The 14,831-nt window shown below is 40.1% G+C and carries 16 protein-coding genes, 8 tRNA genes and 1 rRNA gene; 19 read left to right on the top strand and 6 right to left on the bottom strand.

Annotated elements, in window-relative coordinates; genetic code table 11:
* Positions 1 to 38: 38 nt before the first annotated feature.
* The 9 genes from rrf to PAV_RS06410 all read left to right on the top strand — a co-directional run bounded on the left by rrf (position 39) and on the right by PAV_RS06410 (position 907).
* A 5S ribosomal RNA gene (rrf, locus tag PAV_RS06450) occupies positions 39 to 155 on the top strand.
* A gap of 52 nt (positions 156 to 207) precedes the next feature.
* Positions 208 to 283 (top strand) — tRNA-Asn (locus PAV_RS06445).
* Between the two features lie 3 nt (positions 284 to 286).
* Positions 287 to 362 (top strand) — tRNA-Thr (locus PAV_RS06440).
* 42 nt (positions 363 to 404) lie between these two features.
* Positions 405 to 479 (top strand) — tRNA-Glu (locus tag PAV_RS06435).
* 4 nt (positions 480 to 483) lie between these two features.
* Positions 484 to 559, top strand: a tRNA-Val gene (locus PAV_RS06430).
* Positions 560 to 565: 6 nt separating this feature from the next.
* Positions 566 to 641 (top strand) — tRNA-Thr (locus PAV_RS06425).
* Positions 642 to 653: 12 nt separating this feature from the next.
* Positions 654 to 728 (top strand) — tRNA-Gln (locus PAV_RS06420).
* Positions 729 to 735: 7 nt separating this feature from the next.
* Positions 736 to 811 (top strand) — tRNA-Lys (locus tag PAV_RS06415).
* Between the two features lie 12 nt (positions 812 to 823).
* Positions 824 to 907: transfer RNA gene (locus PAV_RS06410), tRNA-Leu, on the top strand.
* A 98-nt stretch (positions 908 to 1,005) separates the two neighbouring features.
* On the opposite strand, the gene PAV_RS06405 is transcribed toward PAV_RS06410, so the two are convergent.
* From PAV_RS06405 to PAV_RS33235, 3 genes are all read right to left on the bottom strand, one after another.
* Positions 1,006 to 1,728: a site-specific integrase gene (locus PAV_RS06405; protein WP_005544461.1), complete on the bottom strand. Its 723-nt coding sequence runs from the start codon at positions 1,726 to 1,728 to the stop codon at positions 1,006 to 1,008.
* Between the two features lie 141 nt (positions 1,729 to 1,869).
* Positions 1,870 to 2,115 (bottom strand): Arm DNA-binding domain-containing protein, encoded by a 246-nt coding sequence (locus tag PAV_RS06400; protein ID WP_005544460.1) that lies wholly within the window; start codon positions 2,113 to 2,115, stop codon positions 1,870 to 1,872.
* Between the two features lie 27 nt (positions 2,116 to 2,142).
* On the bottom strand, positions 2,143 to 2,388 hold the full coding sequence (locus tag PAV_RS33235; RefSeq protein WP_005544458.1) for a hypothetical protein: 246 nt from the start codon (positions 2,386 to 2,388) through the stop codon (positions 2,143 to 2,145).
* A gap of 276 nt (positions 2,389 to 2,664) precedes the next feature.
* On the opposite strand from PAV_RS33235, the gene PAV_RS35980 reads away from it, so the two are divergent.
* The 4 genes from PAV_RS35980 to PAV_RS06375 all read left to right on the top strand — a co-directional run bounded on the left by PAV_RS35980 (position 2,665) and on the right by PAV_RS06375 (position 5,825).
* Positions 2,665 to 2,985 (top strand): DUF3238 domain-containing protein, encoded by a 321-nt coding sequence (locus PAV_RS35980; RefSeq protein WP_005544456.1) that lies wholly within the window; start codon positions 2,665 to 2,667, stop codon positions 2,983 to 2,985.
* Positions 2,986 to 3,597: 612 nt separating this feature from the next.
* Positions 3,598 to 3,804 (top strand): hypothetical protein, encoded by a 207-nt coding sequence (locus PAV_RS06385; protein ID WP_040735022.1) that lies wholly within the window; start codon positions 3,598 to 3,600, stop codon positions 3,802 to 3,804.
* A 284-nt stretch (positions 3,805 to 4,088) separates the two neighbouring features.
* Positions 4,089 to 4,670: a hypothetical protein gene (locus tag PAV_RS06380; protein WP_005544452.1), complete on the top strand. Its 582-nt coding sequence runs from the start codon at positions 4,089 to 4,091 to the stop codon at positions 4,668 to 4,670.
* A gap of 615 nt (positions 4,671 to 5,285) precedes the next feature.
* Positions 5,286 to 5,825, top strand: coding sequence for a hypothetical protein (locus PAV_RS06375; RefSeq protein WP_005544449.1), 540 nt, complete (start codon positions 5,286 to 5,288; stop codon positions 5,823 to 5,825).
* 58 nt (positions 5,826 to 5,883) lie between these two features.
* Here the strand turns inward: PAV_RS06375 and PAV_RS06370 are convergent, their stop codons facing one another.
* Together PAV_RS06370 and PAV_RS35975 are read right to left on the bottom strand one after the other, a co-directional pair.
* On the bottom strand, positions 5,884 to 6,366 hold the full coding sequence (locus PAV_RS06370; protein ID WP_005544447.1) for a hypothetical protein: 483 nt from the start codon (positions 6,364 to 6,366) through the stop codon (positions 5,884 to 5,886).
* A gap of 339 nt (positions 6,367 to 6,705) precedes the next feature.
* Positions 6,706 to 6,789, bottom strand: coding sequence for a putative holin-like toxin (locus PAV_RS35975; protein ID WP_262866466.1), 84 nt, complete (start codon positions 6,787 to 6,789; stop codon positions 6,706 to 6,708).
* A 997-nt stretch (positions 6,790 to 7,786) separates the two neighbouring features.
* Between PAV_RS35975 and PAV_RS06365 the strand changes: the two genes are divergently transcribed.
* From PAV_RS06365 to PAV_RS35620, 6 genes are all read left to right on the top strand, one after another.
* Positions 7,787 to 8,176: a hypothetical protein gene (locus tag PAV_RS06365; RefSeq protein WP_005544446.1), complete on the top strand. Its 390-nt coding sequence runs from the start codon at positions 7,787 to 7,789 to the stop codon at positions 8,174 to 8,176.
* Between the two features lie 168 nt (positions 8,177 to 8,344).
* Positions 8,345 to 8,545 carry a hypothetical protein gene (locus PAV_RS06360; RefSeq protein ID WP_005544444.1) on the top strand — a complete coding sequence of 67 codons (201 nt, stop codon included), beginning with the start codon at positions 8,345 to 8,347 and terminating at the stop codon, positions 8,543 to 8,545.
* A 269-nt stretch (positions 8,546 to 8,814) separates the two neighbouring features.
* Entirely contained in the window at positions 8,815 to 9,036 is a 222-nt protein-coding gene (locus PAV_RS06355; protein WP_005544441.1) for a hypothetical protein, read from the top strand.
* A gap of 320 nt (positions 9,037 to 9,356) precedes the next feature.
* Positions 9,357 to 9,791: a hypothetical protein gene (locus tag PAV_RS06350; RefSeq protein ID WP_005544440.1), complete on the top strand. Its 435-nt coding sequence runs from the start codon at positions 9,357 to 9,359 to the stop codon at positions 9,789 to 9,791.
* Positions 9,792 to 12,748: 2,957 nt separating this feature from the next.
* Positions 12,749 to 13,540, top strand: a complete 792-nt coding sequence (locus tag PAV_RS35625; RefSeq protein WP_005544438.1) for an FAD-binding oxidoreductase — start codon at positions 12,749 to 12,751, stop codon at positions 13,538 to 13,540.
* Positions 13,541 to 13,659: 119 nt separating this feature from the next.
* Positions 13,660 to 13,953: a BBE domain-containing protein gene (locus tag PAV_RS35620; protein WP_202950499.1), complete on the top strand. Its 294-nt coding sequence runs from the start codon at positions 13,660 to 13,662 to the stop codon at positions 13,951 to 13,953.
* A gap of 555 nt (positions 13,954 to 14,508) precedes the next feature.
* Here PAV_RS35620 and PAV_RS06335 read toward each other — a convergent pair.
* Positions 14,509 to 14,829, bottom strand: a complete 321-nt coding sequence (locus PAV_RS06335) for a hypothetical protein (protein ID WP_005544437.1) — start codon at positions 14,827 to 14,829, stop codon at positions 14,509 to 14,511.
* Positions 14,830 to 14,831: the final 2 nt, after the last annotated feature.

The raw sequence follows: 14,831 nt of genomic DNA, 5'->3' as shown, positions 1-14,831 counted from the left end.
ATGACCTTGAACTTCATATTGGCATTAAGCCAATGCTGTTTGGTGGCGATGGCGGAGGGGTTCCACGCGTACCCATCCCGAACACGACCGTTAAGCCCTCCAGCGCCGATGGTACTTGGACCGCAGGGTCCCGGGAGAGTAGGACGCCGCCAAGCTGTCCTTTGTAAGGACTACATGCAGGCATGTCCTGTGAGAGTCCGGTAATATTCCCTGATAGCTCAGTTGGTAGAGCACTCGACTGTTAATCGAGTTGTCACAGGTTCGAGTCCTGTTCGGGGAGCCATTTGCTCTCATAGCTCAGTCGGTAGAGTGCATCCATGGTAAGGATGAGGTCACCGGTTCGATCCCGGTTGAGAGCTCCACAGAAGAGATCGATGTAATTAATATAGATAATTCTATTGTAAGGCCCGTTGGTCAAGGGGTTAAGACACCTCCCTTTCACGGAGGTAACAGGGGTTCGAATCCCCTACGGGTCACCATTATGGACGCTTAGCTCAGCTGGGAGAGCATCTGCCTTACAAGCAGAGGGTCGGCGGTTCGATCCCGTCAGCGTCCACCATAATACGCCGGTGTAGCTCAGTTGGTAGAGCGGCTGACTTGTAATCAGTAGGTCGAGGGTTCGACTCCTTTCGCCGGCACCATTTTTACCACGTTGGGGATTAGCCAAGCGGTAAGGCAACGGACTTTGACTCCGTCATGCATAGGTTCGAATCCTATATCCCCAGCCATTTGTAAGAGCCATTAGCTCAGTTGGTAGAGCACCTGACTTTTAATCAGGGTGTCGAAGGTTCGAGTCCTTCATGGCTCACCAGTTAAATATCGTGCGCGTATGGCGGAATTGGCAGACGCACTAGACTTAGGATCTAGCGCCTTTGGCGTGGGGGTTCAAGTCCCTCTACGCGCACCATATCATTAAACCCTTGTCGGACAAGGGTTTTTTGCTGTCTATAGGAAGTAAGGAGCATAAGGCTCCTTGTATTTGTTAACGGACTTGTTAACGGAAAACTAGTTATCCACAGATTCGGGGGCTTCTTTTGATGAATTTATTGCTTCTGAATATTTGGTCATGAGGCTCTTTTTCTTTTCATCTCTCATGTGTGTATAGATGTCTCCAGTGATGGCTACACTAGAATGACCTAATACCTCTTGTATGTCTTTAAGGTCAAAGCCAAGCTCCCATAAATTCGTGGCAAATGAATGCCGCAGGAATCGAATGTATGGCAGTCCACTCTTTTTGATTATCTTTTCATAATCATGTCGCAATTGAGATGGTCGTATTGGCTCTCCGTCTGAATGGCAATTTATTAAACCCCATTGTAGCTGATACGCTTTATTGTTTTGGGCGTTGATTTGATTCTGCTCGATCTTCTCTTTTAGCTTTTCTAGAATAAGCCTATCAATGATTGGAGTGCGTCTTTCGGATTTCTTTGTTTTTGGAGCTTGAATAATGAAACCAAATTCCTTATGGTATGTGAGTGACTGCGTAACGTCTATGTATTTCCCTTCATATGAGAAGTCACTCTCTTGGACACCTAGAACCTCACCGCGCCGCATTCCTGTGTTTATGGCCGTTAAATAGGCCGTATAGAAGCGGCTCTCAGATGCCGCCTTCAGAAACGTCTGGCACTGCTCTAGCGTCCACGTAAGACGTTCCTTCTTTGTTATCTGTGGCGCTTCAACCTTCTTCATAATATCTGTAGGGATGAGTTCCCATTTATAATGGGCCATTCTGATCGCTCTCCGGAGTACACGAAAAATGCCATGTACATAAGAACTCGAATAACCTTTTTTACTCAACTCTACAAGGAATTTTTCAATGTGATCTGCGGTTAGGTTGATGAGTTTGATATCACCTAGTACTGATATAATTCACTTGGTTATGAGTTCTCTATTAGTGATGTAAGTTGTATGTCGGTGTTTGATTTTGGAGTAATTATCTAACCAGAAATCTAGGTATTCTGCTACAGTCATTTTAGAATCTGGCTTGTATAAACCTTTTTTGATTTCAATGATCTTTTCGAGCTTGGCCAACTCTGCTTCTTCCTCTGTTTTAAATCCTCCCTTACCCTTTTGCCGTCTCTTTCCCGTTAGAGGATCAGGCGGAAGTTCAATCATAAATGACCAGGTGTTTCCGTCTCCTTTCTATAAACTCATTTGCAATAATTCTTCTACATCATCCATTAAGAGGATAATGAGCTCAGCGGCTGTACCATGCCGTTCAGCGATGGCTGGCAGGTTAATCCCTATTTGTCCACTACACGCTCCTAAGACTAAGTCTGAAAGCAGCACAGATACGCACAACATATCCCCAAAATCCTCAGGCTCCAGCCGTTCAAACGGCCCATCTACAGGTATGTATGTAGAGTGTCTTAGTCCAATCCAGTTCATCTGGATCCGGACGAACAATTAATTGTAATGGTCGTACTCTGTCCGTATTTTTTATGCCTAATCGATTGGTTATTAAAATTAAAACTTTTATTCCATCAGCAAGCATTAGTGATCCATTTGGCAATGTCTTTGAAGGTGATAACAGAGGATTTTCTTTCGACGGATCATATCGAACAGCACACTATATTAAAATCGATTTGAATAACCTTAGTATTATCGAAAATATGCCACTAACAGGAACGACTGTAAGATTGAATTCGGACGGAACTAAAGATTATGGTAAAGCAGGTACTGATAATATTTAAATTAATTGATATTAGTACAAAGTCGGATAAACTCTCTTTTAGAGCCATTGGTAGTGCAGGAAACCCTCTGGTTGATGGTGCACCAGCAATTGATTATGATATGAAATTCGAAGTTGATAAAAATGGACTGGTATGCACGTCCGGTCGACATGATGGGTTCCCGAATTATGAGATTTATAAACAAGTAGACGGTAATTATCCAGTTCCTCTTTTAACTTACGATCATGGTAGCAAAGATGCATTTAGTCTATTCCCGCCAATGGATGAAAGCTTCTCCCAACGTTGCTTCTAAAAATTATACGAAACAAATGTGGCTAGAAACATACGAGTTCTAGCCACATTTGTTTGTCTTAAACGTTAATAGAACTAAAGTGGATATAGAAAACGAGAGCAATGATAGGGCCTAAAGTTATAATGAACCATTGAGATACCTTTTCATTTTGAACAAGATAATAAACTACAGAACCTGTAATGGCCATCAAATATAATATTGAATGTGTAGGAATTACTGCGCTTAAAATAAAAACAAAAACTGCTCCTAAAATAGTGTACAATAAGATTCCCACCAGGAAATTATTAATGTCATATCTGAGCAGAATATTGCGTAAGCCCCAGCCGATAAGACATCCTAAATAATTCAACACGAAAATTACTGCGATTCCTTTATGGTACAAATTCATTCCGGAGTGTTCAGGTAAATTAATAATGAAATACACATAAATAATGATTGCGACAATAAGGGAGCTTCCGGCTCCCTTTAAATATGATAGCAAATGTCTCACCTCGATTTATGATATTGGGGTTAACTGTGAGTATTATATATGTGTTAAAAAAAGTAAATATGTCGGGGGGCTTATTTTTAGGGAATCATTGGATGAACCTCTCTGCATAAACAAACTAAGTCTTGAAACTGCGCAGTGTGGCAGCGGTAGAGAAGCCTGCAACAATCAATCCGAGTGGTGATACAGCAACAGTCGAACTAAACGGGAAAGTCATTGCCCCCGGGACTTTCGAGAACGGGCTTGTTACTGTCCCGGATCGGCAGCTCGCTACAGCTCTAGGCGTAGAAGTACGATGGAGTGGGAATTACGCCATTGTAAACGGTAAGTAAATGGCTTGTAGGCAATATTGCATACGCCCCAGTCAGAGAGGTAGTAGAGGCAGCGGGTTACCGCGTAACGGGATGGGATAGTAAGAAGCTAAGGGTGACTATTCAGAAAGTTTAATATGTTCTATCGTTAATCCTCGACATTTTGAATATCAGTTCCGTATATAAATCAAGTACAAATGCTAAAAAAAATTTTGTTGCTTCCTAATCGAAATTTAAATACCAAAAATTATACATTTATGTTAATATTGCATTGCAAGTCAAAAAATACTAACGAGGTGATGTAATTGAAAAAATCGATGTTGGTTTTTTGCTCTTTGCTCATGTTCCTTGCAGTTTTCGCACCAGGCGCTTTTGCTCTAAGCGAAGAAAAACCAGTTTCACCTGAGAGTGTAATCGAAATTGTTAAGCCTTATGTCGATGTAACAGAGGATGGGAAAATTCAATTCAAGGATGTACCTCAAGGGTTTTACGACAAGTACAATTTGACAGGCTTACAGAAACACTTTGATAAACTTAATGCACTGGCTCAGAAGGATTACATAGTTATTAACGATGATTTAAGCATCGTTAATAATGAAATTACTCCTTTCACGGTATATGGTCAGTGGACGTATTACTGGTGGGGTTACGATCGTTACTTTACTAATCAGCAAACTCTGGACGCAATTGATTATTATAATACTGTTGCTGCTGGAGGGGCTCTTATTACAGGTGCTACAGCTTGGCTTCCAGCTATTTCGGGTTTTACAGGGGCAACATCTGGATATTTTTACTTATTGGCTACACGATTTAGTGCCAACAATAATGGAAATGGCGTCTACGCTGCAGTGACTTGGTTGGCAATATTCGATATTAAACCTTTGTGATTGAATAAACTCAAGGAGATTGAACAACATGAATAGCACATTAGCTACGATATTGTCGATATGTATTATTCTAATAGCTATCGCATATCCATTTGTTTATTGGAAGAAGAAAAAAACAACACACATCTTCAGGTTGGGTATAAAATTGGTTTTGTCATCATCTTTATGCTGTTAGCTATTGCTGTATTCAACTATCTTTTATAACAAAAAGAAGTGAAGATCTCTCCCGTTATTCTCCTAGGTTAGACCTGCAAAACAAGAAGCCGTGGGATTATTCCCACGGCTTCTTGTTCATTTCTCTGTGCACTGTATCTAGTAAGATATCCGCGACCATCGCCCCGAAGGGCTAGGTTTCGTCACGTTCTGCTCGGGACTCGTCAGGCGGTTATTATTCCTTCAAATCAGGGAAAATCTTGTCACCAAATGGTAGAAGCGATCAGTTGTACTATGATCATTATCATGGCGGAGCTGATTCTAACCGAGTAACAGGTCATATTTTCTTTGGTCCATACGGTCGACCGGGTATTAAACCGTAATCTGTGATAAGGTATAGCTAATACTAAAAAAACCTCTAGTACCTACTCAAGTGAATTCATTTAAAAAGGGGACAGACAATTGCGGCCAGACATCTTAACTTTATATGAAAAATTCTTGTTATTAAGCATTCCTAACCCATTTACACTGAGTGACATTGATACACGGTTGAAGACAAAATATTTTGCTGAAGAAGTCGATTTAGATCAGTTTGAAGGATTAAAGAAAGATCCATATGCTCATTATGAGTCTATTGTTAAAGCTTATACATTTCGTGATGAAAGAGGATTTAATCAGCTTGAAAAGCTTAATCCTTCAGAATATTTGAGTTCAGAAGAAATCAACCTGCTTATTAATTCTGACGACAACATTTATATGTCAGGGGGAACTACGCAAGGAACATCGTTTTTACTGGCTCTTGAAACAAACATATTTGGTGGAATAAAAAAGGAAAGCATGGTCTTGGGGAATGAGGAATTTGAAGACTATTTAAAAGCTCTATATTTAACAGGATATATTGATCTTGAAGATGATTTCTTGTTGCAAAAGGCTCATGAGCGGTACAGAAAGGGGAATGTGTTAAAGTATTTCGGGTACACACAAGGAGAATCAACATTTTAAGATACACAAACAAGAGCAGTTGAGGAAAGAATCCCACTGCTCTTGTTTGTGGTTGCATTCAAAATTGAAATAACCGAAAAAGGAACCAATACTGAGATGGAGTGCCAAATGTACTAGCATCTATACTAATATACACAGTTGCTCCCGGAGGAAGTTGAAATCCATCTAGAGTTTTAGCTTTTTCTGGCCCATTGGATGGGTCGGCATAAAAAATAGATGTTTGTTTGCCTGAAGGATATTGAATAATCATTCCAATTCTAAGATAACTGTTTTCATCTTTTGGCTGTATAGCTGCGCGCAAAACCAAGTCCTTCCCGGTTATATTCGTCCATTTGAACCAATCCTGGTCACTAGCAGAGTCGATATACATGTTAACATCTTGCTGTCCTACTCCCCATCCGCTAGAAATCATTTCTGGGAACAGGGAAATTGCATTCTCCTTCGTATCTCCTACTCCTGTCATTGCAAATGCACTTTGCGAAAACACTCCCATAGCCAATACAAAAACAATGAATGTCGAAAGCATGTTTTTTAACTTCATTTATACCACCCTTTCTACCTGTTATTACCATATGCTACCATTATAGGTGCTATTTAGGGTATAGTCCTTATGAACTAATTTATGGGTTAGCAAAATATACACGGATTTGAAATAGATCCAGATCATTTTCATAGATTGAATAGTATGAAAAACATAGAGTCGTAAGTAATTATGAATGCCCCATTTAAAGTAGACGTATAAAATCACGCATGATAAGATATAAATAGAAAAGGAGCCGTGCGGGAACACGACTCCATGCAATAGCCGCTTTTAAGGGCGGCAGGCTTTTAAGGCAATATGGTTACACAGAGGTAGACCGCATTCCTTGGTCGGGGCGGTCTACTTTTTCTTTAAGTAGGTGAGCAAAGCAAGAATGAACATTCCAAAAAGGAACATCAGACTTAACGCTTCAAATGTGCTCATTGGCATCACCTCCCTTCCGGGAGACTTAGCCGACCGCCCATAAAGCCCTATTGCCTACTCATAATATCATAGTTTCATATATTGGAAACAGGGAAACTTAACGTTCCTCTTTTTTACTTCGAAATAAACTCCTTTGATTTATACAAAGTCTACCATAACAATATCCGCGACCATCGCCCCGAAGGGCTAGGTTTCGGCCATTCTCCCTCTGGCCATCGTCAGGCGGAGATTAATATTCGCATTCACGGTAAAACTTCGCTGCTTCCTCAACGGTTACCTCATCATGCATACGATGAATTTTCTCTGCAGTTGGAGCAATTACTCTAACCGGAGCTATGATCCAGCCATAACTAAAAAATGGCCGCATAGCCCGAAAGGCGGATTTGAATATCCATTTGAATCAGCAGCGAGAGCATACTAATTAATAAACAAGTGCCGTTGAGGAAAGATTCTCACGGCACTTTGTTGTTTATAATTTTTAAAAACCTATGTCTTCTACTTTATTCAACGAAAAACTGATAGTAGTTGGATCAAACGCAAACGTCAAATGTTTTTTATACCCACACTATTTACAACGAATTATGTAATCAACTTCGAAAGGCTGATCAGTAATATGAACATCCTCGACTTGCTTGTATCTTTCATGTGCATATCTTTTGCAGTTTGAGCACAATTACTTTGGCAATTCTTCATTTAGACAATTGTAAATTGAATCATTTACTTGCTTATTATATTCCCGATCCATAGAAACCTCCTTTATAACTACGGTACGTTTGCTCCTTCTTTGTTCTACACTCTGTTTTAATATCCTTCATTAGCGGACATTCGCGACCATACCATCGCCCCGAAGGGCTAGGGGCCTGTATCCATCAGGAAGTTAGTTTAAAACCTTGATTTTTCTTCTAATTGGTACATGCCGTTATCAAATCTTTTAATATAACATATTATGTAGAGCAATATGAAATCTATACAAATATTGCGAAGGAGATGAATATAAATGGCGTCATTTGAAGTTGGGGCAAGATGTCTTTTCAATTTTCGAAATGAACGCTTTTTTCTATTAGTTGAAGATGAAATTACAGTGCCTGATAAAGGTGTGGAGATTGATCCGGTTAATATCTATGAAATTGACCAGCAAACTTTCAATTTTATCAAAGGCGAAGGAGATACTAACGTTTGTGTACCAGTTGTTACACTTCCAACTGTACCACCTGGTTTTAAATTAGAACGAAAATGTATTTTTACAGTAGATAATTCATACTGGGTAATCTATGATTTAGAAAATGGAACTGATGAAAATGTTATACTAATCATCGATGCAGCTTTATTTAATTCATTAAAAAATGCCGGTGTTCGTGAATGTGTTCCTCAAAATTTCATTAATTAAATGGATTAGACTTCAGATAGAATACTATTCAGAAAATTTACCCCCGTAGTTTTTTTACAGGGGTAAATTTTTATGTATGAGCCCGTGATGTTGTAATAAGTTCTTCTATTGCATACAGAACGTACAACGCATATAATAAGAACAAACGTTCTTATGGAGATGATGAGCATGCATCTGGAACATTACATTGGGCGGGAAATTGAAATCATTTACTTAGATAGGCATGAGGAAATTACACAACGACATATAGTTGTGCGGAGCATTCGTGATGGCGTAATCAATGCCACCTGCATAAAGGCGAAGGCTTGGCGGCCGTTCCGGATCGAACGTATCTTATCCTGGCGACTTGTGAAGGGGAGGACAGCATGAAGGACTGGAGAGAGGAATTGTATTCGTCGCGGTCAATGCCTAAAAAAGATCATCAAAAACCACCACACCTGTGCCGCTGCATGGCTGCGATGCCCGGGCGGTGGATAGACGGCGTATATTTTTGTACCGAAAAGCCTGTCTATGACAATATGCGGCCGGCACCAAAGAAGTAAAGCCCCGGAAATTATTCCGAGGCTTTTTATATACACATTTACCTTCATATGTAATAATGTTATTATCCAACTAATTCCAAATAATGAGGTAATACTATGGAATTAACAGTAGAATCGATTGCAAATAAAATGAGGGAAATATCCCAAAACGATTTGTTTAATGTCATGGCTTACACTCTAGGGTTAATACATGGGGTGATTGAGGTAAATGAGGATGGAACGGAATCTCAAACAATAGATTTGATCAAGAATATATACGCCGCATACGAAATAGTTGTAAATGAATTCCCGCCTGTTTCGAAGAAAATTTTGAACTAAAAAGTTCCGAGACCTCTTGCTTGTGCCACAGCAGAACAACAATAAAGGAGATCCAGTATTTGTTTTGGATCACCTTTTTGTTTGACGAAAAACTTCTAACAAAACTTCTAACGTCTCACGGTACCAAAGGAAACCAACCTGAACGATAAATATCTATTAAACTTTCTAACTTATTATTCAAAATTTCCTCACGATAAAATATTTTTACCAAATAACTTTTTATATTAAATAACTTTTCATACCAAATATTTCTTGTAATTAGGAAAAATTTGTGATATAAATGGAATAGAAGGTATTAAATATGTAAAGGGGTTGTGGTCTTGGTAAAATCAGGGAAATTTTTGTGTTTGACCGTTTTCACCTTTTTGCTCACTTTTATGGTAGCTTCTCCTACCTTTGCTGCAAGTTCGGGTACAAGTTGGCATGATGGTTTAGGTCCTAATCAAAGTAAACAAGTTGGTCTGGCATTCCGTGTGGATGCTGGTTCTACTATTACACTTGGAGTGGACCAATACGTAATGGAGTCCAATGGCAATTGGGGTAAAAATGCTGATGTCACTTATACTATTCACAATGTTTCAACTCAAAGAGACTTAGAGTCGTTTCGTGTCGACCATAGTGTAGGTGGAGCAGCAGGCGCCCCGGCCTACAGTAGGCCTTATACAAATGTTAGAGCTGGAACATATGTTATTATAGCTCGGAATAATACTTCTTCAAATGTAGCTACTGGTGGAAATGTTTATGTCAGTAATTAACTATTGAGGTAGGAGAAGAAGTTTTGATCGAGGTATTCTTAGACAATTTCCTCTCCGAAACGTGATGATTTAGTTTCTGACCTGTTGGAGTATGTGTATGATAAGCGTAGGACGTGTAATGGTAACTTGGTCGCTGCGAGTGATCAATCCAGTCACGTCTTTCGTCTTTTTAAGGGCAGTTCTGAACATTTTGATGACGATCTTATTATGGCTTAGTTAATTTTAAGTAGTCTTCTAATCGCTCACATGCTATAGGGTGTCCGTGATATATACACCCGAAGTTAGCTCAGCGGATTAACCTCATAGATTCGGACGTATAAACACTTTATTTTCGTTCAGATCCGAACTATTCGAGGCTTTACTTGTAAACACTAATTAGGTACAATTCTTAAATACATATAATTAGGAAGAAACACAATTTAGCTGATGTAATGAGTTGCTAACCATGCTAACAGATTTGTTAACGGACTTGTTAACGAACAGGGTAAATCAGAGGAGAACAAAACCCTGTGGATAACCGAAAAAACCTTATGTATCAAGACTTAGGTGAAACGAGTGAAACACTTCCCCTAGACTTAGGATCTAGCGCCTTTGGCGTGGGGGTTCAAGTCCCTCTATGCGCACCATATCATTAAACCCTTGTCGGACAAGGTTTTTTTTGCTGTTTATAGATAGTAAGGAGCACAAGGCTCCTTGTATTTGCTAACGGGCTTGCTAACCCAATAAACAAGCCTGTTGCTCCACAACCTATAGTTAAGCCTATTAATAGGAGACGTCTGAGAGCTTTATTAAATAACATAAATATTGTTTCTAATAAAACTCCTCCAAACATCCACCACGATGATGACAACAGTCCGCTCACTACTGCTAGAAGAAAGATTTCACCGAATAAAAAATTTGCTCCACTTTCACTTTCTGAACTATGAACCGAGAGATGGACACTTAAAAAAAGTGCCTCTCTCGGGTTCTTTATGTTTATAATTCAATTTATTTATAGAGAACGGAGTATGAGCATGCGGTATAGCGAATTACAGATTAAAAAAACTTGAAGAAACTCCAAACGTAATTCGTGTATCAGAGATGAATATATCATTCACTCCAGCCTTTAAACTTGCTGCAGTTAAAGCCTATAAGCTGGAAAAACGCCAAATGAGTTATTCCTTGAGGATGGTTTTGATTTAGATATTCTTAGTTCACGTAAACCAAAAGAGAGTTTGAAGCGTTGGAGATCTTTTACGCCGCTTATGGCGAATCTTGAGGAACGGCGAGGCAAAGGAAGCTCTGGAAGGCCCTACAGTAAGGAGCTTTCAGTAAGACGAGTTGAAACCAAGATCAAACTTGTGGACATAGGAAATGAGTTTCTAAAAAAGCTGAAGGCACTAGAAAGGCAGGAGAAGCAAGACAAACATTAAGCATATCATTGCGCTTCGAGCTAATTAATCGACCATTCGTCAATATAATATGAAAGGTTTGACTCGTCATCTCTGCTCACTTGCTAAATGTATATCGTAGGCCTTGTATATGGGCGAGACTGAATCTGTGGCTAGTCGTGACGAATACATCATGCACTGCTTCTGAATTTAGGACGGCCATAAAATAGAAGATCGGTAGCGGCACACTCAGAGATGGCATTCCTTGATGGCTCGGGATCAACACAATAAGCAGACAGGAAATTGCGCGGTGATGGAAGGACAGTGTACTCAATCATAACTGTATAGTTCAAAAGGGAGCGGAGTAGATGCATAATAACTGGCATGTAAGATACAAATGGAAAAGGGGGATTTAAAGATGCATAAGGCAAGGCATGGTGAAAGGAGTTTCTTGGAGAGTAAATCAAAAAAAGCCCTGCTATTTGCGGGGCTTATTAATCTGTTTTTCCAACCAAAGTAAAGCCCCGGAATACTCCGAGGCTTTTTCTTATGCATAGATCGAGGTAAATCTCTACTATAAGGGGAACATATCAAAGAATCCCATGGCTCTTATTTATTTGCGAGTTAATGATAGACAACCAATCATTAATATTGCAGAAGATCTGATTTAGAAGGGAAAAGGATTTACTACATTTCATCAAAATCTAGTTCTATTTGTTTAGGATATAGCCAAGTCATATATAAAACGACTTCTACTATTATAAGTGTATACAAGTTAATAGAGTATCTATTGGGATGATGTTAGGTTAATGGCGTTAAAAAGGGGATGGTAATGGACAGATCATTAAACCATTTCTACAGTGTATTCAATTTTCATTGTGTAATGAGTACATCTTCTACTATGGGAGGAATGAAACTTAAATGAATATAAATCTCGTCTAGTAACCATAGTGGCAGGTTACTATTCATGGATTTATGCAGTGCCAAGAACATGGAACGCTTCATTTCTGTTAAAAAAATCCAGGAATACTTGCTGGCTTCAAACCTTTTTTTAGCGGTTATTCCCTGAGAGGTCGCTGCACAAAAAATATGTATACGACTTCACAGCCCAATTCCCTATTTTTGTACCAGCCACCACACCGCAAATACTTTATAGAAGACTTCAATGCTCCAGGAAAATAAACAACATGCCCGAGGCAATCATCTATACACTTTTATCATACCGATCATTTATTAATTATGTCTTATCAAATCGTCCGTTTCATAGATGTGGAATAATAAAGCGATGGGATGTGAAATGAATGGGCGAAAAGAAGTACCGTAAAGTAAAAGTACCAATTAAATCCTTCCTAAGAAAAGGGCTTGTTGTGAAGCGCCTTAATATTAGGAGAAAAACGAAAAAAAAGGGACTGGTCCCTTCAGTAGAGGAAAAACCCTTCATGTACTGAGGCGTGGTAGACCGCCTGTACTAACCGGAAACATTGTTCGACAAGTAATCCGGAATATCAAAACGCGCGGCAGGAGTTTAACCGCTACTTCAACAAATTCCCTCGAGTCATTGTTTTCGCTCAGGAAACTAAAGATGTCGTGAACGCTGTTCGCTGGGCTCGCTATTATAACGTACCGCTCCGTATACGTTCCGGACGTCACAGTTACGAGGGATTATCAGTCGTCACTGGGGGAATTGTGATTGATGTGACCAACTTGCATGAGGTGGATGTGAACCGAGAGAACAACACTGCCACTGTAGGAACCGGGATCCGTGGCGGTATGTTGAATCAGGCGCTTTGGGAGGAGAGACTTGTTGTTCCGGTCGGACTCTGCCGAACAACAGGCATCGGAGGGGTTACCTTAGGAGGCGGTCACAGTATTCTATCTCGACAATATGGTCTCACGCAGGATCACTTACTCGATGCTGAAATAGTCACTGCCGACGGCCGTGTGCTCCATGCTAACGTCAACAACCATGCTGACCTTTTTTGGGCGTTGCGTGGAGGTGGGGGAGGCAACTTCGGCATCTGTACCAAGTACCGTTTCCGTACTCACCACATCGAAAATGTCGCCTATGCCGAAATCACCTGGGACTTACGTGATATGGAACAAGTAATACGCACATGGCAACAGCTTACTGCTCCCGGCTCAGACCCGAGATTGGGTCCACTTCTCGCCATTAATAACGGACTACAAGGGCCCCCAGAGAAGCCTATATTCTTTCAATGTGTATTTCTCGGTTCAATCACCGAGCTGCAACAATTACTCCAGCCATTACTGCAGACTGGATCACCACGGAACGTATCCATTGAAGAGATAACATGGATCGATTCCGTAAATCGGATAGCGGATGCCAGGTATCACAACCTTATCCCTTTAAGGGTGTAGCTCCTTATGTCGAACACCTACCGGAAAATGGCATATGCACCATTAGGCGCTTTATTGAAAATCCACCTACCTCCTCGGCAGGTGCCTTTTTTCATGGCTTGTACGGGGCGGTGGCCAACGTGCCGAGTCGGGCTACAGCTTACTTTTGGCGTAGGGCTTGGTCAGACGTAACAATCCAGGCTACTTTAGGTACATCGGTAGAGAACAAGCAGGGAATCCGCTGGGTGGAGGACTTTCGCCGAGCGTTGCTTCCATTTACTCATGGAGTTTATGTCAATACACCAGACCTCTCCATCAAGAAATGGCCCCGGGCGTACTACGGCGCTAACTTTGAACGACTAACGCGTGTGAAAAGGAAATATGATCCAAAAAATTTCTTTCATTTCCCGCAGAGCATTCCGCCCGCTCGCTAGTATATTAGAGACACGGTGCAGTATAAGACTAAGGCTTAGAGATGCCTTTCTGCAAAAAGCTATTTGTCTGAGAGCTTCCGCTTTGGCTAAACTATGCTACCTGTTAGTCCAACAAAAAGACGCTCCGACTCCTTCGCTTGGGCTGCGTCCTTCTCATTATATTCCATTTCCAATTACTAATTAAAGAAACATACACGGGTAGCATGTAATGTTTAAAAAAGAGCCTTGTCTTATCTAAACACTAAGAAAATACTTTATTTTCTTTGAACATTTTTAATAGGACATTGGGGAATCAGAATGAGTGCTAGTAAAGGAAAATTCACTTAAAACTGGTTTTCTCTATATGTTTTGGAATAAGAAAGTATACCTGAATTCTGGTTTGAAAAAGATGAACCATCCATTAAAAAAAGCCCCGGAATACTCCGAGGCTTTTTTTTGATCATTTGTTTTTATATTGTCTTATCTTAAACTGGAAGTCCATGTTATGGCCGTCTTTAGAATTAATGGATACTTCCCACTTTTCATTAATAATGCCGCCATGAACCCCAACTGTCTTTATTTTTGTTGGCCTGAAGGTATCGGAATGTCTGTCGCATAAGTTCTTCCATCTTTCATTAACGTCATGTACACTGTTCCTGGGCCATCATTTTTTACATAAATATCCATAAATCTTCCAGCATGGATGTTTGCAGTAAATGATCTCTGGAAGGATTCGTACCCAACGTGATGAACATCTCCTTCTAAGTAGTCGGTTTCAATTGAAAGAGTTTCTGATTGAGTTGGTACGATTCTAGTTGAATCAGGCGCAGCAGAAGCGAAACCAGTAAATGTTGATAACATCAGTACTGTTGAAATGACAACTAATGACTTTTTCATAG

The sequence above is a fragment of the Paenibacillus alvei DSM 29 genome (assembly GCF_000293805.1).
GTDB classification, from domain to species: Bacteria; Bacillota; Bacilli; order Paenibacillales; family Paenibacillaceae; genus Paenibacillus_B; species Paenibacillus_B alvei.
The sequence above is the reverse complement of the archived record's forward strand: the minus strand, read 5'-3'. Positions and strand labels throughout refer to the sequence as shown.

Excerpts from the sequence above, each read along its gene's own strand:
- PAV_RS35975 (WP_262866466.1), bottom strand. The coding sequence starts at position 6,789 with ATGAGCACATTTGAAGCGTTAAGTCTGATGTTCCTTTTTGGAATGTTC.
- PAV_RS35980 (WP_005544456.1), top strand. The coding sequence starts at position 2,665 with ATGGTAAAGCAGGTACTGATAATATTTAAATTAATTGATATTAGTACA.
- PAV_RS06335 (WP_005544437.1), bottom strand. The coding sequence starts at position 14,829 with ATGAAAAAGTCATTAGTTGTCATTTCAACAGTACTGATGTTATCAACA.
- PAV_RS33235 (WP_005544458.1), bottom strand. The coding sequence starts at position 2,388 with ATGAACTGGATTGGACTAAGACACTCTACATACATACCTGTAGATGGG.
- PAV_RS06360 (WP_005544444.1), top strand. The coding sequence starts at position 8,345 with ATGCATCTGGAACATTACATTGGGCGGGAAATTGAAATCATTTACTTA.
- PAV_RS06370 (WP_005544447.1), bottom strand. The coding sequence starts at position 6,366 with ATGAAGTTAAAAAACATGCTTTCGACATTCATTGTTTTTGTATTGGCT.
- PAV_RS06355 (WP_005544441.1), top strand. The coding sequence starts at position 8,815 with ATGGAATTAACAGTAGAATCGATTGCAAATAAAATGAGGGAAATATCC.
- PAV_RS06405 (WP_005544461.1), bottom strand. The coding sequence starts at position 1,728 with ATGGCCCATTATAAATGGGAACTCATCCCTACAGATATTATGAAGAAG.
- PAV_RS06400 (WP_005544460.1), bottom strand. The coding sequence starts at position 2,115 with ATGATTGAACTTCCGCCTGATCCTCTAACGGGAAAGAGACGGCAAAAG.
- PAV_RS06365 (WP_005544446.1), top strand. The coding sequence starts at position 7,787 with ATGGCGTCATTTGAAGTTGGGGCAAGATGTCTTTTCAATTTTCGAAAT.